Source organism: Methylophaga sp. UBA3192 (assembly GCA_002363955.1).
Lineage (GTDB): Bacteria > Pseudomonadota > Gammaproteobacteria > Nitrosococcales > Methylophagaceae > Methylophaga.
The window spans coordinates 50,006-69,787 of the sequence record DEXE01000004.1 but is presented as its reverse complement, the minus strand read 5'-3'; the positions used below and the strand labels follow the sequence as shown (position 1 = coordinate 69,787).

19 protein-coding genes are annotated in these 19,782 nt (G+C 47.0%); 7 read left to right on the top strand and 12 right to left on the bottom strand.

What is annotated here, in order from left to right; translation table 11 throughout:
* From B2337_RS06065 to B2337_RS06040, 6 genes are all read left to right on the top strand, one after another.
* Entirely contained in the window at positions 1-588 is a 588-nt protein-coding gene (locus B2337_RS06065) for a type 4a pilus biogenesis protein PilO (protein WP_292361241.1), read from the top strand.
* Positions 589-602: 14 nt separating this feature from the next.
* Positions 603-1,136 (top strand): pilus assembly protein PilP, encoded by a 534-nt coding sequence (locus B2337_RS06060; protein WP_292361240.1) that lies wholly within the window; start codon positions 603-605, stop codon positions 1,134-1,136.
* Between the two features lie 28 nt (positions 1,137-1,164).
* Positions 1,165-3,291: a type IV pilus secretin PilQ gene (gene pilQ, locus B2337_RS06055; RefSeq protein WP_292414700.1), complete on the top strand. Its 2,127-nt coding sequence runs from the start codon at positions 1,165-1,167 to the stop codon at positions 3,289-3,291.
* A gap of 92 nt (positions 3,292-3,383) precedes the next feature.
* Entirely contained in the window at positions 3,384-3,911 is a 528-nt protein-coding gene (gene aroK, locus B2337_RS06050; protein WP_292414701.1) for a shikimate kinase AroK, read from the top strand.
* A 5-nt stretch (positions 3,912-3,916) separates the two neighbouring features.
* On the top strand, positions 3,917-5,002 hold the full coding sequence (aroB, locus tag B2337_RS06045; protein ID WP_292361384.1) for a 3-dehydroquinate synthase: 1,086 nt from the start codon (positions 3,917-3,919) through the stop codon (positions 5,000-5,002).
* A gap of 8 nt (positions 5,003-5,010) precedes the next feature.
* Positions 5,011-6,684: an SPOR domain-containing protein gene (locus B2337_RS06040; protein WP_292414702.1), complete on the top strand. Its 1,674-nt coding sequence runs from the start codon at positions 5,011-5,013 to the stop codon at positions 6,682-6,684.
* Here the strand turns inward: B2337_RS06040 and B2337_RS06035 are convergent.
* From B2337_RS06035 to B2337_RS06015, 5 genes are read right to left on the bottom strand one after another with little or no spacing between them, the layout of a single operon-like run.
* Positions 6,659-7,840 carry a pyridoxal phosphate-dependent decarboxylase family protein gene (locus B2337_RS06035; RefSeq protein WP_292414703.1) on the bottom strand — a complete coding sequence of 394 codons (1,182 nt, stop codon included), beginning with the start codon at positions 7,838-7,840 and terminating at the stop codon, positions 6,659-6,661. The genes B2337_RS06040 and B2337_RS06035 overlap by 26 nt on opposite strands.
* Positions 7,837-8,412: a delta 1-pyrroline-5-carboxylate synthetase gene (locus B2337_RS06030; protein ID WP_292414704.1), complete on the bottom strand. Its 576-nt coding sequence runs from the start codon at positions 8,410-8,412 to the stop codon at positions 7,837-7,839. The genes B2337_RS06035 and B2337_RS06030 overlap by 4 nt, the downstream gene beginning before the upstream one ends.
* On the bottom strand, positions 8,413-9,798 hold the full coding sequence (pabB, locus tag B2337_RS06025; protein ID WP_292414705.1) for an aminodeoxychorismate synthase component I: 1,386 nt from the start codon (positions 9,796-9,798) through the stop codon (positions 8,413-8,415). It abuts the gene before it with no gap.
* A gap of 9 nt (positions 9,799-9,807) precedes the next feature.
* On the bottom strand, positions 9,808-10,851 hold the full coding sequence (locus tag B2337_RS06020; protein ID WP_292414706.1) for a hydantoinase/oxoprolinase family protein: 1,044 nt from the start codon (positions 10,849-10,851) through the stop codon (positions 9,808-9,810).
* On the bottom strand, positions 10,844-11,842 hold the full coding sequence (locus B2337_RS06015; RefSeq protein ID WP_292414707.1) for an ATP-grasp domain-containing protein: 999 nt from the start codon (positions 11,840-11,842) through the stop codon (positions 10,844-10,846). Before B2337_RS06015 ends, B2337_RS06020 begins: the two co-directional genes overlap by 8 nt.
* A gap of 22 nt (positions 11,843-11,864) precedes the next feature.
* Here B2337_RS06015 and B2337_RS06010 point away from each other — a divergent pair, with 22 nt between their 5' ends.
* Positions 11,865-12,560, top strand: a complete 696-nt coding sequence (locus tag B2337_RS06010; RefSeq protein WP_292361231.1) for a HisA/HisF-related TIM barrel protein — start codon at positions 11,865-11,867, stop codon at positions 12,558-12,560.
* Between the two features lie 41 nt (positions 12,561-12,601).
* Here B2337_RS06010 and fae read toward each other — a convergent pair whose 3' ends face one another.
* From fae to B2337_RS05975, 7 genes are all read right to left on the bottom strand, one after another.
* Complete coding sequence (gene fae, locus B2337_RS06005; protein WP_226072570.1) at positions 12,602-13,120, bottom strand: formaldehyde-activating enzyme; 519 nt, start codon at positions 13,118-13,120, stop codon at positions 12,602-12,604.
* 117 nt (positions 13,121-13,237) lie between these two features.
* Positions 13,238-14,116 (bottom strand): triphosphoribosyl-dephospho-CoA synthase, encoded by an 879-nt coding sequence (locus B2337_RS06000; protein WP_292414708.1) that lies wholly within the window; start codon positions 14,114-14,116, stop codon positions 13,238-13,240.
* Positions 14,106-15,032, bottom strand: a complete 927-nt coding sequence (locus tag B2337_RS05995; RefSeq protein ID WP_292414709.1) for an ATP-grasp domain-containing protein — start codon at positions 15,030-15,032, stop codon at positions 14,106-14,108. The genes B2337_RS06000 and B2337_RS05995 overlap by 11 nt, the downstream gene beginning before the upstream one ends.
* 9 nt (positions 15,033-15,041) lie before the next feature.
* The gene (mch, locus tag B2337_RS05990) at positions 15,042-16,025 is read right to left on the bottom strand and encodes a methenyltetrahydromethanopterin cyclohydrolase (protein WP_292361228.1); all 984 of its coding nucleotides are present in this window, start codon (positions 16,023-16,025) and stop codon (positions 15,042-15,044) included.
* Between the two features lie 80 nt (positions 16,026-16,105).
* On the bottom strand, positions 16,106-17,332 hold the full coding sequence (locus tag B2337_RS05985; RefSeq protein ID WP_292414710.1) for a multifunctional CCA addition/repair protein: 1,227 nt from the start codon (positions 17,330-17,332) through the stop codon (positions 16,106-16,108).
* Between the two features lie 9 nt (positions 17,333-17,341).
* Entirely contained in the window at positions 17,342-19,282 is a 1,941-nt protein-coding gene (locus B2337_RS05980) for a transglycosylase SLT domain-containing protein (RefSeq protein ID WP_292414711.1), read from the bottom strand.
* Between the two features lie 9 nt (positions 19,283-19,291).
* Positions 19,292-19,777: a chemotaxis protein CheW gene (locus B2337_RS05975; protein WP_292414712.1), complete on the bottom strand. Its 486-nt coding sequence runs from the start codon at positions 19,775-19,777 to the stop codon at positions 19,292-19,294.
* Between the last annotated feature and the right edge of the window lie 5 nt (positions 19,778-19,782).

The following is a 19,782-nucleotide window of genomic DNA, read 5'->3' as shown; positions in this document are numbered from 1 at the left end:
GTGGATATCCCTTCAGTTAATGATATTGATTTCAATGAAAGCGGCGAATGGCCGCTGGTTGGAAAAATCGTTGCCGCCTTGCTGATTTGTGCAGTGATCTGGGGTGGAGGTTATTACTTCCTGATTAAAGATAAGCGTACTGAACTGGCACGACTTGAACAAACTGAAACTGAACTGCGTACAAGCTTTGAAGTAAAACAAAGTAAAGCCGTTAATCTGGAAGCATATAAAGAGCAGATGAAAGAAATGGAAGTTTCTTTTGCTTCCATGTTGCAGCAGTTACCCCGTAAAAGTGAGGTAGCTGATCTACTGGTAGATATTTCCAGAACAGGTTTGGTGAATGGATTGGAATTTGAATTATTCAAACCCGAAGAAGAACGGCCTATCGATTTTTATATAGAGCTGCCAATCACTATGCGGGTCACTGGTTCCTATCATCAGTTTGCTGAATTTATTAGTGGAATAGCGGCACTGCCACGTATTGTGACTATGCATAACTTCAAAATGGGACCATTAACAGCCAACGGCAATATGACCATGGATATTACCGCCAAGACGTATCGTTACTTTGACGAGCAAGGTAACTGATAATGAATATGTCCATGACAACTCAAACATTTATCCGCAACGTCATTCTGCTGTCCATTACCTTTATGCTGGCAGCCTGCTCCCCGCCAAAAGATGATCTGCAAACCTATGTGGCAGAAGTGAAAGCCCGGCAGGTAGTGGATATTCCGCCAATCCCGGTAATGAAACCCTATGAAAAATTCAGCTATGCAGCATCTGAATTACGTGACCCATTTGTTCCTACAGTCATTGATGTTCCAGAGCCGGAACCTGAAAAAGTGGTTGATAACGGTATTCAACCTAATGAAAATCGCAGAAGGGAAGTTCTGGAAAATTATTCTCTGAGCGACCTGCAATATGTCGGTACTCTGGAACAGGAAAGCTTATGGGCATTAATCCGGGCTCCGGACAGCACAATACATCGCGTGCAAATTGGTAATTATATGGGGCGGAACCATGGCCAGATTGTTGCAATCAGTGAAACACAGTTGACATTAAAGGAAATCGTTCCTGAAGGAAACGGCTACAACGAGCGTGAGACGACAGTATCCGTCGTAGAGATAAATTAAGGGCCAGAAAATGATGAGTAAATACGGAATGACAATCACACGGCGTCAAGTCACGGCAACGTCAGACAAAACTCTATTTGAACGGTGGCGGTCCAGTCTGGGGATGCTCTCATTATTTCTTATCAGTGGTTTTGCGTCGGCAAATGAATTGCAGTCACTGGATTATTCATCACTTTCAGGAAATAAAGGCCTGGTAACGCTGACATTTTCTGAAGCGGTAGAAACGCCAGAAAGTTTTGCGACGGATGAACCCGCTCGCATCGTCCTGGATTTCAGAGGTGTCAGCAATAAACTGAGTGAGACAACCAAACAGATAAACAGTGGACAAACACGCAGTATCGCAACGGTTGAAGCTGGCGAACGTACACGTATGGTCATTAATTTATTACGTAAGCTGCCTTATCAGGTTGAAGTTGAAGGTAACGTTGTAAAAGTGATGTTAAATGACAATACCAGCGTGGCAAGTACACGACCTGATTCAGCAGTTGCTTCCAGGGGGGGCAATTCAGTTACGGATATCGATTTCCGACGCGGTGAACAGGGCGAGGCCAGATTAATGGTGGCTTTGCAAAATGAAAATACCTCATTGGAAGTGCGCCGTGAACGTGGGGATTTGATTGTGGATTTACCGGGGGTAAATTTACCGGACAAATTAAAGCGCCGACTGGATGTGATGGACTTTGCCACTCCCGTGCATTTAATTGACAGTATTCAAACCAGCAACGGTACACAGCTGATTTTGACAACCACCGGTAAGTTTGAACATCTTGCTTATCAGTCAGGCGATATGCTGGTAGTTGAAGTAAAACCCATTGCTGAACAAACTGCTGCGGAGTCTTCGGGTAGCGAGTTTGGCTTTGAAGGTGAAAAACTCTCACTGAATTTTCAGAATATTGAAGTAAGAGCCGTATTACAGCTATTGGCGGATTTCAATGGGATGAATCTGGTCACCAGTGACACCGTGACCGGTAATCTGACGTTAAGATTGAAAAATGTTCCCTGGGATCAAGCCCTGGATATCATCCTGAAAACCAAAGGGCTGGGAATGCGTCAGAATGGCAACGTCATGCTGATTGCGCCAGCGGCAGAAATTGCTGCGCGAGAAAAACAGGAACTTGAGGCAAGAAATCAATTAGTAGAGCTGGAGCCGCTTTATTCTGAAATATTTGAGGTCAATTTTGCCAAGGCATCAGAAATGGCGGAGATTCTGACCACTACCCAAGGCCAGAGTACGGCTGGAAGCTCCGCAGGTGGTTTCCTTTCAGAACGTGGCAGTGTGGTGGTTGACCAGCGGACAAACTCTTTATTGCTGCGTGATACCGCCAGTAATCTGGCCGATGTGCGTAAATTAATCGAAAAGCTGGATATTCCGGTACGACAGGTATTAATTGAATCGCGGATTGTTATTGCGAATAACGATTTTGCCAAGGAACTTGGTGTGCGCTTTGGTTCTTCTGCCCGAAGCGGAACGCTGGGAGCAGGTACTTCTGGTTCACTGGAAGGGCTTCAGGTTCCTGCTACAAATAACAATTCTGTGATACCCACAAACTCTACCGGTGTGCGTGGGCAGGACTTGAATGTGAACTTGCCCGTAGCCAATCCAGCCGGAACCATTGCTCTGGCCCTGGCGAAATTACCTTTGGGTGCGGTGCTGGAGCTGGAATTGTCTGCAATGCAGGAAGAGGGTAAAGGTGAGATAGTGTCCAGCCCACGGGTAATTACCTCAAATCAGAAACAAGCGACTATCGAGCAGGGTACGGAGATTCCTTATCAGGAAGCATCTTCAAGTGGGGCAACCTCCGTTTCGTTTAAAGAAGCGTTGTTAAAACTGGATGTCACACCGCAAATCACGCCGGATGATCGTATTGTGATGGATCTGGAAGTAAACAAAGATGAAGTGGGTGAGATTTTCCTCGGCGTGCCCAGTATTGATACCCGTAGTGTTCGTACTCAGGTATTGGTAGACAATGGCGAAACGGTCGTTCTGGGGGGGATTTATGAGCAAACTTCGACGCAGTCTTCAACACGGGTCCCATTCTTTGGTGATCTGCCTTATGTCGGATTCCTGTTCAAAACTGATCTGAATGAAAACCGGCAGCGTGAATTGCTGGTATTTGTGACACCAAAAATTATTAAGGAAGGTATGGATTATTAAATCCAGCTTTTTCAGTTAAGATAAAAAACCGGATCGACGAAGGCCTGTCGATCCGGTTTTTTTTCATGATAAACAGTTGAGTCATAAGCCGCGTGATTTCAGGTAATATATTTCTGGTGGGACCAATGGGGTCTGGAAAGTCTACTATTGGTCGACAGCTTGCCAAAAAGCTGCATCGAAAGTTTTTTGATAGCGATCGTGAGATTGAAAAACGCACCGGCGTGTCTATTTCCTGGATTTTTGAAATGGAAGGTGAGGCGGGTTTCAGAGAACGTGAACAAAAAATTATTGATGAACTCACGGCGATGGATAATATAGTCCTTGCTACCGGCGGTGGAGCAGTGCTTTCGGAAACAAATCGTCAGAATCTGGCGCGTGGCATGGTTGTCTATCTGGCGGCTTCAGCAGAACAGCTGTACCGTCGTACATCAAGAGATACCAGCCGACCCCTGTTACAAGTGGGCGATCGTCGACAGCAAATTAAACAACTTATGGCTCAACGTGACCCCTTATATCGGGAAGTGGCTGATGTGGTCCTGCAAACAGGTGATCAGTCTGTGACACGAACCGTAAATGCCGTTATAAAACAGCTACAACAATTAAAAACAAAAGATATCTGACTATGATGAATACGCTCCAGGTTGCGCTCGGTGATCGCAGTTACCCAATTTATATCGGTGAAGATTTGCTTGCTGAGAGCAGCTTATATAGTGCGCATATTCGAGGCAAGGAAGTGCTGATCGTTACCAATGAAACCGTGGCGCCATTGTATCTGGATACCGTGAAAACCGCTTTAGCTGACTATCGGGTTGACGTCGCTATTTTGCCTGACGGTGAACAATATAAAACGCTGGAAGTCATGCAGCGGATTTTTGATCGCTTACTGGAAACCCGAATGTCCCGTCAGGTCACAATAGTTGCTTTGGGCGGTGGCGTTATCGGAGATATGGCGGGCTTTGCAGCTGCCTGTTATCAGCGAGGTGTGCCGTTTATTCAGGTTCCCACTACATTGCTCTCACAAGTCGATTCTTCTGTGGGAGGCAAAACAGCGGTCAATCATCCCCTGGGCAAAAATATGATCGGCGCATTCTATCAACCTCAGTGTGTGCTGGCAGATACTGCGACGCTGAACACCTTGGATGACAGACAATTGTCTTCCGGGCTGGCTGAAGTCATAAAATACGGGCTGATTAATGATGCTGAATTTTTTGACTGGCTGGAACAGAATATGCCGTTACTGGTGGCACGGGATCCTGCCGCATTAGCGCAGGCGATTGCACGATCCTGTCAGGATAAGGCCACGATTGTCGCAGATGATGAACGCGAACAGGGTGTCAGAGCATTGTTGAATCTTGGTCATACCTTTGGCCATGCCATTGAAACCGGCTGTGGTTATGGGCATTGTCTGCACGGTGAAGCGATCGCGATTGGCATGGTAATGGCTGCCGATTTATCACAACGTATGGGATGGCTTAACGATGATAAGGTTAACCGGATTCGCACCATTATGATAAAGGCAAACTTGCCCATTACAGTTCCGGGTCAGTTAAGCTCTGCTGACTTTATGGATCTGATGGCGGTGGATAAAAAAGTTCAGGATGGACTGATTCGTTTAGTGTTATTACGCGATATCGGACAGGCTATTATTTCTGATGACTATGACAGTAAGGCGTTGGCTGAAACGCTGTCTACATTTACAGCTGGAAATTGAGAAATGCAATGACTGCGGCGGCAGCTGAACCAAAATACATTTCAAGATTAGCGCTTCAGGCAAACCCATTTAGTACTGAGGTAGGAGAAGCCGGTCTGTATCTGGGGCCGGAAATCAAGCAGCGTCTTGATTTGGTATTGCATCTGCTCAGAGCCAGCGACAAAATCCCTTTACTGTATGGCCCGAATGGTTTGGGTAAAACCACAGCCTTAAAAGCATTAATGAATGTTGGCGGTGATGATCTGCGCTTTTGTTTTATTCAGGCAGAACCTTCACTGACCATTCAGTTTATGGTCAGCCGATGTTTACAGGTATTTGGTGCGCCACAGGAAAGCACCCTTGGCAGTAACAATCTGCAGCTTTTGCAACAACGGTTGCAGCAGTTGCAAACTTTACAGGTGCGCCCGGTTTTATTGATCGATGATGTCAGCAAACTGGCTGACCCGTTACGTCAGCAATTAAAAGTCTGGTTTGACTGGCAGCATGAAGACAAATATTTATGGCGTGCTGTCGTGGCGGATGTTGCGGCGGATGCTATTACTTTAGAGAATGATCGCATACAGTCATTAATGCTCAGTCCCATTCCAGCACAGGAAACGGGTGCTTATTTATTGCAGCGGCTTCAAGGTGTTGGGTTCAACGGTGATAGTCCGTTTAATGAGAAAACCTTAACGCGTTTTCATCGACAATCAAACGGCCTTCCTGCCAAACTCAATCGTCTTGCCCATCAATTTTTATTAGGCCAGGGACAGGCCAGACAGTTGCAGCTTCCGCTCCGCTTCAAAATACCGCAAAGCCTGAAAACGCCTGCTATTAAGCTCAGGTGGAATAAATGGTTTGGACTGATTCCAGTCGCTATCCTGTTCGCCATGATACTGTTTTATCAGCAACAGATTAATGACTGGTTTGTTGCGGATAAAAATGCCATTGAGGATGCTGAGGTCAGCAATGATGCTTTAACCGAGGAGCTGCCTTTGGTTATAGCAAATGAGCCGGAACAGTTAACCAGTGTTGCAGAAGCCGATCGCTTAGAGCTAATGGCGTTGCTTGATGAACTTGAACAAACGGTTTCTGAGCCGGAAGCTGACCCTGCAGAGTTTGATTCAGAAGTCGTTGCAGAGACCGAATTCCCCTTAGCGTCAGAGCCTGAGCCAGAAAATAATATTGCTGATTCAGCGGATGAAATGACCTTAACAGAGGAAATTCCTGAGGAGTCTGTTACCGCTGTTAATGCCAATAAAGACGAAGAGAATAACGATACTGACACAATGGTTTCTGAAAATTCTGCAGCACAAGCAAAGATAAACCCTGTCGAATTAAATCCAGCACCTGCTGAGCCTGAAAAAGTCGATAATTCATTGGCGGATACTGAGTTGAAGGATAAGCAGTGGGTTCTGCAGCAATCCAGCACCGCTTACACTTTTCAATTGATGGGGACGTGGGACCGCGAGGAAATTGACAGGTTTGTGAAAAAACATTCCCTCACTGGCAATGTCGCTGTGTTTGATAGTCTGCGTGAAGATAAAGTATGGTATGCCTTGATTTATGGCGTTTATCCATCGCAGGAGGTTGCCATACAATCCAGCAAAAAGTGGCCATCTCCACTGAATAAAGTATCACCGTGGCTGCGACGTTATGACGGCGTGCAAAAACAGATTATAGATAAGGCGCCAGATCGTTAATTAATGACTCACACCGAGTGGTGTGGCTGGTAAATACGGCTCGGTATACAGGTTTCCCGGCCAGTTCAGTTAGCGAAAAAATGCCTTTCCCGATTAAATCCGATAAATTGTGGTGTTGTGGGGCTGTAAAACAGACAATTCCACTGGGTGAATATTGCGCCCACCAGCCTGACTGTTCGTTAATATAATCGGCAAACTGTCTTGCCTGCTCAAGCTGTGTTTCTATTTGTCCGGCCAATCCCGTTTTACCCTGTGTTTTGATGGTCAACCACAAAGGCAATAATAGTTCGGGACCATACGAACCCACTAAAGTATCTCGTGGTGGCTGGGCTAAATAATGGGTGGATACGCTCATTGTTTTTATGGGTTGCTGATACATCAACAGGCCGCATGGCCGAGGCTGGCCTAAACTTTTATGTGGATCAAAACAGACAGAATCGGCCTGACCGAGCTGTTTATCCGTTAACGGACTGTTCTCTAGCAGACTTAAAAAACCACCCCAGGCGGCATCAATATGCAGCCAGCATGGCAATTGCCCAATAATCGTTTTGATGGCGCTCACATCATCCAGCTGACCACTACTGGTGGTGCCTGCGGTTGCCACAATGGCCATAGGAGCATGAGTGCTGCAGGCCTGTTTCAGCACATCAATATCCATCTGCTGTTCAGGATTGGTTGGAATCAATTGTAAATCCAGTCCAAGAATGTCGCACGCCTTGACGACGGAGTAATGAGACTGTTCACTGGCATAGACTCGTTTTGAGTTTAACCCGAATTTTTTCCGGGCTTGCCATAAAGCATCGAGATTGCCATAAGTGCCACCATGCGTAGCATGCCCTGATTTTTGTCCGAATAATGGGCAGAAAAAATCAAAAATATCTTTTTCAATGTTGCCGAGCTCGGGGTAGAGCTCTGGTGACAGTAAATTTCCCTGATGCAAAGCAGCCACAAGCTGTCCGAGAGCCGCTAATTCATTAACGGCCGGGGTCATATGGCTTGCCCAGTTTTTTTGGTTGTGACGCGTTGCTGTGTGAAGGATAAGCGTTACTTGTTCAGCCAGTTGCTGTTGTTGCTCCGTAGTTAACTCCGTCATTCGCAGATATTGATGAATGACGTTGTTTAACGAGGCAGATAATGGGGTTTCATCAACGCTCATTCCAATACCAGCCCGTTATCAGGAAACAGATTCGGTCTTTGATAGTGGATTAGCTGCGATGGTATTGGTCGCTGTTGAAAGAGTGACTGAAAACCCTGATCAAGAATATTCCTGCTACTCAATTCGCTCATCACACCGGTATCGACCGAGACACATTTGATTAAGCTGAGTTTGCTGTTCGGCAATTGCTGGGCAAACCACAAGGCAAGGCTGTCAGACGTTATCTGCCAATTTTGCGTGATTTCATCTGCTTTCAGCAGTTGATCATCTGGTAGCCAGATAGCCAGTTGGGGTGTTACCGGCACTTCAGCTGGGGTATGAATGGTTAAGGCTGTGGGCATCAGTGCATGTAATAACAGTCCATATTGGGCCATCGCCAACAGTGCCATATGGTGAGCATGATGATCATCAAATTGATGTATTGTCTGGGCCTGGCGAACCATATCGGCAAAAGGACCACCACCGGGGACAATCACCACCGAATCATGAAGCGAATAGTCAGACAGTAGAGCTAACCAGGATTTGAGTTCTGCCGTGTGATAAAGACTGCCGCCCAGTTTGACGATGTGCATTTAACGTAATGACTCCACCAGACCTAGCATTGCGGCTGCTTTATCCGCCACTTCCTGATACTCGGCAGCTAATTCAGAGTCAGCAACAATTCCGCCGCCCGCCCAGAATCGCAGGCGTCTATCACTGAAGACCAGCGTACGAATAGTAATATTACTGTCCATATTGCCATCGAATCCAATATAAGCAACGCTGCCACAATACACACCACGGCGTTGTGGTTCGAGCTCTTCGATGATTTCCATCGCGCGCATTTTTGGCGCACCGGTAATGGAGCCACCCGGAAAACAGGCTCTCAACAGACTCACAGCATCCTGATCCTCGGCCAATACACCGGTGATGGTACTGACCAGATGATGAACTGTCGCAAAGGACTCCAGGGCAAACGGTGTGGGAACAGATATTGAACCCGGTTCACAGACCTTTCCCAGGTCATTGCGGAGTAAATCCACAATCATCACATTTTCTGCCCGATCCTTAAGGCTGTTTTGTAATTGTCTGGCAAGCAGTCTGTCGCGCACGGGATTCTGCAGGTCGCGTGGACGAGTGCCCTTAATCGGTTTGGTTTCCACCTGTCTATTTTTGACACGTAATAATCGTTCAGGTGATGAGCTTAATATGGTCGCGTCAGGTGTGGTTATAAATGCCGAAAAGGGGGCAGCATTCTGCTGGCGTAATTGCTGATAAGCCGTCCAGGGATCGCCATCGGCTTCTATTTCATAGCGTTTGGCCAGATTGACCTGGTAACAGTCACCTTCGGTAATATAGTTTTTTATTTGCTGAAATGCCGTTTGATAGGTTTGTTGATCCATATTGCAACGCAATTCACCAAACACGTTAAATGTTGAGGAACCTGATTGTGCGGGTGTTTGCAGCCGATTTAACAGCTCAGGCCAGTATTGCTGCGTGTGGGGATCTAATCCATGACTGACTAACCAGCAGCGCTGCTGTTGATGATCATTAATGACGGCCCAGTCATAAATGCCCACAGCCATTTCCGGTATCTGTTCGGAATCCACTGCCAGGCTCGGCAGATTCTCGATTCTGCGGCCGAGGTCATAACCGAAATACCCAATGGCACCACCACAAAAAGGGAGCTCATTGGATGGTTGCGGGTACTGTTGCAAAATCTGTTGCAGCAATAAAAAAGGATCTTCAGCTGATTGGCTGGAATCAGTATTCCGATATTGAATAGCGGTTGTCTGGTCACGGGTTTGCAGGGTTATAAACGGATCCGCTGAAATAATGTCAAAGCGCCCGTTTTCTCCTTCAGTCATGCTGCTATCCAGAAAAACCGCCCACGGCAAATCACGAATGGCAGCAAACAGGGTAGCGCTGTCAGTTTGGTAAGTTAGCTCAGCGCATAAGGTGGGTAATTGAGAAGTCATCACGATATTTTACGTGAACTGCCTCTGTGCTAGAAGCGCAAGCGCACTTGCAGGCGCATAAGCCGCAGCTGTTTCGTGCGTGCCAAGCAGATTATCAAAATCGACATATGGGCGTTGTAGCCGACTGGCGATCAGTTGGGTGACAAATCGTCCAGTTCCAGCACCAATAACCGGTGCTTGCCAATCAACATCCGGATGTGCGGACAATACCTGCAAACAGGCATTGTGAATCTGCTGAACCTGTTGTTCAGTGAACCAGTGTGCGACATTCTTCCAGTCTGCTGCAGAATATAGATTGGCATCGGTCCCCAGCATTCTGGCCAGTCTTCGTTGGCAATTTTCGATTGACCAATCATTGCCGTCAGCGCTTTTATCATTAATTTGTGCTGCGCTTATTTCATCCAGAATACGCCAGCAATCGCCGGTTGTAGCAAATAACTCAGCGGCCATGGTTTGCCATTGTCCGCGAAAAGGCAACCTCCGACTGACAGCCATTAAAGGTGTCCGAATGACCCCCGTATACAGCAGTTCACCACTGTTTAACCGACCTTGATCATCATAGGCCGTCAGCTCGGGCAGTGATTGAACCAGCGTCATAATATCCGTGGTGGTACTGCCGCAATCAATCAGTAAGGCTGTCGGATAATGGGCTGCGGCTAATTGAGCACTGGCGAGCCAGTTCATCGAAGCTACCGCATCCCAGTTAATCCGGGCTTCTTCCTGACTTAACCAGCCATTTTTACTGAATACCGAGACCCGATCGGCTGGAAAGTATTCTGCTACACAAGCCAGAATTTCCGATACGCCGGCAGCCCGGTCAGTAAAACAATCCGCGAGTTCTCCAGTCATAGTGATCAGTTGCTGATCCAGTTCATTATTCAGTGTATCCAGAGCCAGCCGGATGGCTTTACGCAAAGCATTTTTTCCATGCCAGAGCGGGCAGGGTAATTCGATGGCCTGTAACAACTGTCCATCATTGTCACAGCGAACCACTTTTAAGTGTGCCCCACCAATATCCCAACCACTGAAACAACCTTTTTCCTGTCTATGCATAGTGCGCTTCTTGTTGATTCAAACGTTGTAAATGCTGCCATAAAGGCAGTCCGGAATTGTATTTGCTGGCCGTCGACAGACCGACATAGGCCGTTGTCAGTCGTGGATTGATATCTACCACGACCGGACCTTGCTTGCTTAAAATAAAGTCGATGCCCACAAAGCCTGATAATCCACTTATAGCCTGCTCGATCTGGCTGGCAAGCTGCATTGCCTGCTGTTCAGAAAATGCTTGTGTGGCAACACTGTTTATCAAACACCCTTCAAAGACAAATTGAGTGGCATGTTGTTCGATTAATTGTTGATTAATTGACAGTAGCTGGATTTGAGCATTATCAAGATAGAGACTGATGCTTAATGTTGCCCCATCAATATAGGGCTGAACAATGAGTCTGTCACGTTGGCCTAAAGGTAAAGCGAGTAAATACGCTCTTGTGTGCTCAACAGAATCAAAAATGAATGTATCCAGACAACCTGCTCCATCCAGCGGTTTCACAACATAGGATTGGTTTATCAGACAGGTATCCAGTAATGCATTTTTGGCAGAAAAGGTGGTAGGTGTGGCAATCTCTGCTTTTTGCAGTTGCTGATAACAAAGTAATTTATCACTACAGAGCCGGGTTGCCTCTGCTGAGCAGCCGACGTAGGTTTTACCGGCAGCGAGAACCTGCTGTTGCAAGGAGCAGAGAACATTGTCTGTTTCGGGGGCAATCAGCAGAAAAAATGCGTGATTTTCCAGACAATCCCACCATTGTTGTTTAAATTCCTGTGGATTAGCACATGTGTTTATAGTGATTCTGGAGGAGGATATCATCCATGCAGGCGGCGTTAGTCTGGCATCCCGGAGAATCGTGATTTGAATCTGGCTCAGCTCAAGCAGATCCTGCAAAATGGCTGAAAGCATCATTTCACCCTCATGTGCGAGCGATGATGGCAACGGCTCGTCACACAAAGCGCCACTGGTGATATGCTCGTAGACGACTAAGTTCATTTTTCTGAGGTTTATTAAAGAAGTGTTGATTATACCGGTCATTGATCTGATGGGGGGCAAGGTTGTGCATGCCCGTGGTGGTCAGCGAGAACAATACCTCCCAATAAAGTCACAACTCACGTCCAGTGTGTATCCACATGCGGTGATAAAACAGCTTTTAACATGGTTTTCATTTCCGGTTATCTATATAGCTGATCTGGATGCCATTGAAAATGGCAGCATTGATAAAGCGTTTTATCTGCAATTACACACACTTTTTCCTCAACTGACCATCTGGCTGGATGCGGGAATCCGCAATCTGGATGACTGGCTGATTTGGCATGAACTGCCCAACATCAAACCGGTTTTGGGGAGCGAAAGTCTTGAGGATGAAGATTTGCTTGGGGAGCTGCAGAAAACAGAATTTATCTTGTCGTTGGATTTTCGAAAGGGGAGTTTATTAGGCCATTATGATTTACTCGAGCACAGCGATTTATGGCCTGACACAATCATTGTTATGAGTTTGGACAGTGTGGGGAGTGAAGCCGGACCGGATAAGCAATTATTGAAAAAAATAAACGAACTTAAGCCAGAAGCAAAGTTGATGGCTGCGGGTGGGGTGCGGGGAGAAGAAGATTTACTGGATTTAGCGGGAATCGGTACAAATGGCGCGTTGGTTGCCAGTGCGTTACACAAAGGAAAACTCAGCGTAAATGCTATACGCCAGATAATGAACTGAAAATGCCACCCCGAAGGGTGGCATCTGCATCAGTCTAAAACTTACTTAGCACCAAATGGGTGTTCTGAAGCTTTATATTGTGCAACAACGTCAGCCGCTTTTGGCTCACGAGCGACTGCACGTTTGATAGCTTCTTTAGTCGCACGGTAGTTCCAGTCCTGGATTTTTTCATCGCTGTCAGCAGTGGGTGAAATAAATACACCAACACAAATGAAGCAATCATCAGCTTCACTGGCAGGGATAGTGCCATCTTCAACACATTCAGCAACGGCAACAGAAACACCACGTTGTGCAGGGCCAAACATTTGCACAGCTTGTTTCATGTTTTTGATGGTTACTTTGTTGAACATAACGGTAGCTGGTTTGACCATCAGGTTAGGTGCAACAACAGCCAACAGGCCATTAACACCTTGTTTCTGGTCGGTCAGAGTGCGGCAGAAAGCATCTTCTGCTGCTGAACCACGTGGGCCCATTAATAAGTCAATGTGAGCAACGTTGTCTAAGTCACCATCTTCAATGACTAAGGATTCACCTACAAGTACGCGATCGATAACTGGCATGTTATATTTTCCTGTTCCAAAAAAATTGTCAAAAAGGCTCATTTTTTCCTCAATCGTTTTTGTGAGATTGAGGTTTATACGTAATAAAGGAACGTATCACCTGCTCAGTGGCGCCCGCTATAAGCATCGTGCTACTGAAATTCGGTTTGAATCAAACGCCTGCTCAAACGCAAATAGCAGCAAAGCTGCTGCGGTCATATCTGCGGAGGTTCCGGGATTGATGGCGTGACTCTTTAGTTCTTTATCCCAGACGGTCAACTCAGTTGTTGATTTGCTTAAGGGTCTATTTTTATTCATTTTTAAAATAAATAACTGTGCCTTTTGTGCCACTGTCTGGGCGAGATGCCGGGATTGCTTTCGTATAATTAAAGTGTCCGGCACACGTGCTAGTAAGTAAAGATACGCGATTGTGGTGGCCCATTCAACCTTTTCCCCACATTTCAGCGCTTCTGTCAATTCTTTATAGCCAATATCCCATATTTGCTGGTAGTTATTTACATATTGCAAAGCAATAGTATCCCGATGTTGCGCTAATGCCATGGCTTCCCGCAGAGTTACTTTTGGCTGCTGATTGATGTCTTCCTGCTCCTGTTTTCCCAAACCGCCTGCTTCAGCCAGCCGAATGGCTTCATAACAGAACCGGGCATCTTCCAGGGTCAATGCATTTAATGTGGCTTCAAGTTCAAAGGATAACTGATCAAAAGTGGTACAGCGTTGAATCGCGTCACAGAGCGGTGCAAACAACAGGACTATGCCGAGATTGGTGTTACAGTTAACCACTTTACGCGTGGCTTCAATGGCCTGCAGAATCCGTTTGCCAACCGGTAGATTCGGTTGGGCCATAATCGGAGCGATAGCGGAAGCGCTTAGTAAAAAATCCTGTACCTCCATGTTATGACCATCACTCCAGGTATTCACGTTACCTGGTTTGGGTGCATTGACTTCCTGCTCACAGGCCCAGCGGACACATTCGACAATCTGTTTTTCAGCTAGCATGTTCAGGAAGCGGCAACTTTTGATTTTGTCGGAGAATAGTGTTCACCATCAATGCCAGCCGACCAGCAATATCAATTCCAGTAGCCTGATATAAGCCTTTCCAGGCCGGTACGCTGTTCACTTCCAATACACTGAAACGACCTTGTTGATCCTGAATCAGATCGACTCCGGCATATGGGGCTTCTACAACCGCCGTTGCCTGGATGGCGAGCTGTGCCATCTCATGTGTCACTGTGCTGGCAAAACAGTTGGCACCTTGAGCAAAGTTGGTGATCCAATGATTCGAGCGACGGGTCATGGCCGCGATCACTTCGCCCTGAACGACCATCAGTCGCCAGTCCTGCCAGCAATCGGCTTGTACTGGTGGAATATAATGTTGCAGATAATATGCATCTCCTACGACAGAGAGTTGCTCGAGTTGCGATAGTTGTTCAATGCGCTGAATCCCTTTTCCCTGGCAGCCAAATAATGGTTTGACGACCAGGCTATGGCCTTTAGCAAGCTCTTCAGCTGCAATTTGCAACGCGTGTTGTTTGTTTTCACAGGCCCAGGTGTGCGGTGAAGGAATATTGGCCAGATGAAGTTTCAATGACGTTCTGGCTTTATCGACCGTCAATTCAATTGCGTGAGCCGGGTTAAGTACCGGCACACCCAATTCGGCCAGAGTATGTAACACATCCATACGAAGGGTGATTTGTTCCAGACTGCCAGGCGCAATCCCCCTCACCAGGACGGCATCAGGTAAGGTATTTTCAAACTGCGGAATCACCAATCCTGTCGGGCTACGGGTATCGATCCGGCAATCAGCCAGATCGATACACACTGCCTCCATACCGAATGCCGATAAGGCATCAGTCAGCTGGGTACTGTGCCACCCATGGGTATCATTAAAAATAGCAACGCGGGCTTGAGGCATGTTCAATCATTAAAACCCGAAAGATTGTTTTAATAAATCGGCATTCAACTCACCAGCAGTGAAACTTTTACCGGTTTGAGTACTGGTAATAATCACTTTAGCCGGACTGAACAGCATCGGATCAATTTTGAAAAAGTCGTATTCATACGATTTGAAAATCTGACCAAATGGCCGACCGTAATCTGACGATGTATTACTTGGCATTTTTTCTGCCAGTTCACGTGCTTCATCATTACTGCTGTCAACAAACAGATGTACGGTACCACCATAAAGAATCGCATCATTGGTACGGCCCATGCCGGTCATAAAATCACCACCCGGAGGTGCAACGGGGGTTGTCCCAAAGCCGTCAACAATTTTGTCCATCGGGAAGTGCAGGGTATGCGCTTTATGCATAGCGACTTCAAGTACCCGAATGGCAATTTGCATTACTCCTGCCAGACTGGTGGTTGGTGTCAGAATCAAGGTCAGGTTTTCTGGTTTAATGGCACAGTTATCAGCGATTTTTTCGGCAATTTCAACCGGAGGCATGCTATCGACTTCCAGTACAATCACGGTGGAATCGGCTTTATCCTGATAGCCGAATTCCTTGAATAACTCTTCACGAGCTGCGAGGGCGCGGCCCGGGCCTGAACCCAAAGCATAAAATTTTACATCTTCACTTTTGTGAGACAGGCTCCATCCCGCGTATTGACTGCCAAGACAGCTTAAAACAGGTGTTTTGGCATGTACATTCACTGACCACGGCCATTCAGCAAAACCACTGTTGCTGCCCAGGGTTGCGGTACCTAATCCCCCCATACAGATTTCACCAATCAAACGTCCGGCTTCAAGACCGCCAGAGGCTTTGATGCCGGCATCAACTACGCGAGTGCCATTGGATAGATAACTGATTTCCAGTTGAAGGGCTTGAGCGTTATTGATTAATTGATCAACCAGAGGCTGACAGGCGGCATTAACACTGGTCCAGTTGGCGGAGATTTGACTGCTCATGGAAGAAATCCTGTCTGATAAAAAAAGACAATAGTATACGTCATGCACTTGGTGCCTGTAATGTTCAGGCAGTTGTCCAGTCAGTGTTTTTTGCGAAATGGTTTCAGCACTTGATCAATAACCTTGCAACGCTGCCTTGCAATGGCGGCGGCGATGGCCGGTCCTTTCAGACCTTCACTGACAAACGGTGCAGCATTAATCTGTAAAGCAGCATCAAAACAGGCCTGAAATGCGATTTTTTCCGGCATATCGGCGTTTTCGTAGCCTGGTCGACCGCGAAAATCAGCTTCGCCAGCCAGCAAGTATTGTGAAAACCGCTGTGGTTTACGAAAGGCATCGAGGCCTTCAAATACGGCTAAAACGTCAGCAGCCGATAATTCGAATAATAAATGACAGTGAGTATGAAACTCTGCCACTTTTATCGCCAGACTGCTGATTTCGCGTGGCACACGTAACCGTTCACACAGGTTACGGGTTAATGCAATACTGTGTTTTTCATGGCCTTTATGACTGGGCAGAATATCGGCAGGCGTAGTGCCCTTGCCTAAGTCATGACATAAAGCAGCAAAGCGTACAGCAAGATCATCGCTGAGTCGGGCTGCCTGATCCAATACCAGCATGACATGCACACCGGTATCAATTTCGGGGTGCCATTTAGGAATTTGCGGTATGCCAAACAGCCGATCAATTTCCGGAAACAGAATATGTAAGGCACCCACCTCACGTAAACAGTAGAAAAACAGCGAGGGTTGTTTACTTTGCAGTGCTTTTTCCAGCTCTTGCCAGACGCGCTCAGCAACCAGATGTTCCAGCTCACCGTTAGCAATCATTTGCGAAATTAATTGCCTGGTCTCGTCAGCAACTTGAAAACCAAAGCGTGCAGAAAAACGGGCAAGTCGCAAAACGCGTACCGGGTCTTCAACAAAAGCAGGAGAAGTGTGGCGGAGGATTTTATTTTGCAGATCGACTTGTCCGTTGAAAGGATCAATGACATTACCCTCAGCATCTTCAGCTATCGCATTGATGGTCAGATCCCGCCGGGCCAAATCTTCTTCTAAGGTCACTTCCGGTGATGCATGAATTTCGAAGCCATGATAGCCAGGCGCCGTTTTGCGTTCAGTACGGGCAAGCGCATATTCTTCATGTGTCTGTGGATGCAGGAATACAGGGAAGTCTTTACCCACCGGCCGAAATCCCTGGGCCAGCATTTCATTAACATTGCTGCCAACCACCACCCAATCACGGTCTTTAACCGGGAGTCCCAGTAAGCGATCCCGAACACAGCCACCGACTTTAAATAATTCCATATCGCTATGTTAAGGGTTTTTGGGTTGTACCGCAGGCATCCGTTCCAACATTCGTTTGATGGGTTGTTTTCGCTGATAGTCGTAGGTCGCGGCAAAACTGAAAACGGAACGAACATATCGGCGAGTTTCGGTGAACGGAATATTTTCTACCCAGATATCAGCTGGCATGGTTTGTTCAGGTAACCAGCGTGAAACACGATGTGGACCGGCATTATACGCAGCAGTTGCCAGCACGGGATTGCTTTGAAACTGATCCTGCATACGACGGATGTAAAAACTTCCCATCTCGATATTACGTGGTGGGTAATAGAGTTCAGAGTCATGCTGTAAGGGCTTGTTAAGCCAACGCCCTACCTGTTTACCGGTAGCGGGCATCACTTGCATCAGACCCATCGCACCAGCATGAGAGCGTGCTTGTGGGTTAAAAGCACTTTCCTGCCGGGCTATGGCCAGCAACCAGGAGGCATCCACTCCAACATTCGCACTGGCTTGTCGCATTTCTGTGTCATACAACACCGGGAAACGTAAATCCAATGCATCCCAGTAACGTGCAGTACCCAGTAAGGCAATTGTTTGATTATGCCAACCCCATTTGTGGGTTTCGTTTGCCACGATCTGAAGCTCACGTGGAGTCAAGGTTTGCTGAAGAAAATAGGCTTCACGCCGGGCATCAAGTAGTTCGTCCTGCAGATAAAATTCACGCATGCGCTTTACAGGGGCAGAGTTGACGATGGCATTAGTTTCCAGTGGTTCAGCGACAATGGGGTGATGGTTCATCGTATATTCTGCATCCACTTTATCGGCGGCCAGAAATGCATAATAATCGCGTTCGTCCACCAATGTACGCCATATAGCCTCGGCTTCAGTACGTTGGCCCAACTCGGCAAGACTTCTGGCAAGCCAATATTGCCAACGTGTTTCCTGTCGTGTGTTTTCATCCAGACTGGCAATGGCTTTTTGTACCTCAGGCCAGTTTTGTTGCCATAAGGCGGCACGTACACGCCATGGGTGATTTGGCGTGTCGCCGTAATAGTAGAGTGCTTTATCGTCACGATCCAAAGCGGCCCAAAGACCAATGCTACCCTGAACATCGTGGCGTTCATCCGTGGAAAACTGATAACGGTTTTCCAGGCGTTTCCAATGAGAATACGCCTTTGCAGGATCTTGTCTGGCTAAGCGTTTTAAGCCATAAACCAGGATTTCCCGAGCCATTGGAACATCCTGTGCCAGGGAAACTCCCTGAGCGGGCGCTGATGCGGGTAATTGTGACAGCAAGCTAACAGGATTTTTATGTATATCTTCCCAGCGTTTTGCCCATGCCTGAGCGGTTCCGCTCTGTTTTACGGTTTTGGCAAGATAGTTGGCCAGAGGAAACTGCTGGTTACGTAATGCCAGCAGCAGCCGTTGCCAGCGTAACTCATCGGTCAGCCAGCCCCGCTGTTCAGCGTGATGAAAAACAGGATCACAGGCCTTGTCTTGTGAAGCTGCGACTAACCAGAGTTTTTCAAATGCTTCGGCCGCGGCTTGTGGCTGGTTGTTGGCGATCAAAGCTCGGGCATAGTGGCATTCACGTGTAGCGGATTGCGGTGCCTGATAAAACTCCAGATACTGTTGCCACTGTTGTTTACTCGCCAGTTTATCCAGCCAGGCGCTGCGCAGACGTGCCTTGAAAAAACTTTCTTCGCGGGTTTGCAGAAACTCCCTGATATTTGCCGTTTCGGCATCGTTTAGCCGGTGTTGCAGATATAAATAATCCAGATATTCCTGCAATGGATAGTCTTCCAGCTGATCCTGCAGTTGGCGGAACTGAGTCAGTTGATGCGTCTGTAACGCTTTTTTGGCTTGCTGATATAGCTTTCGCTGTTGATTGAGATCCGTTTCAGCAAAGGCCTGAACGGGTAAAAAAGCTGCAAGCATCAGCAGCATTGCTAGTCGAATGTGAGTTTTCATGCCGGTATCTTAAAGCAAATTGTCAGAGGATGTACTACCGGACAAACTGTTTTGCAGGTGAGTTTCAATATTGTCTAATTTTGGGATAAACGCCACATTGGAGCCAATCTTTATCTGGCAGTGCAACCAGTCGGAGTCAACAATGTCATGAGTGGGTTGCAGGGCGGTTTCATTGATAGTGATAAGCTGCGGAGCACCACAGCAGGCAACCGCATAGTTTTTTATTTTTGCATCATTATTGATGCCATTGATCACACAAAGTTTGTTGATTTGTCGCTTGCTTTGTTGACCACTGCCGATCAGCGTTTCCAAGTCTATCACCTGTAATGGTAATTCACGCCAGAAGAACTGGCCGATATACCAGGCTGAGTCAATATCGCTCTCTGTAAGATGAGGTAATGGAATGACTTCAGCAATCGTTGGGTTCGGCAGCAATAAATAATGCTGTCTGAGCGGTATCAACATGCAATGAATGAAATCAGATTCTTTGCTCATAATCG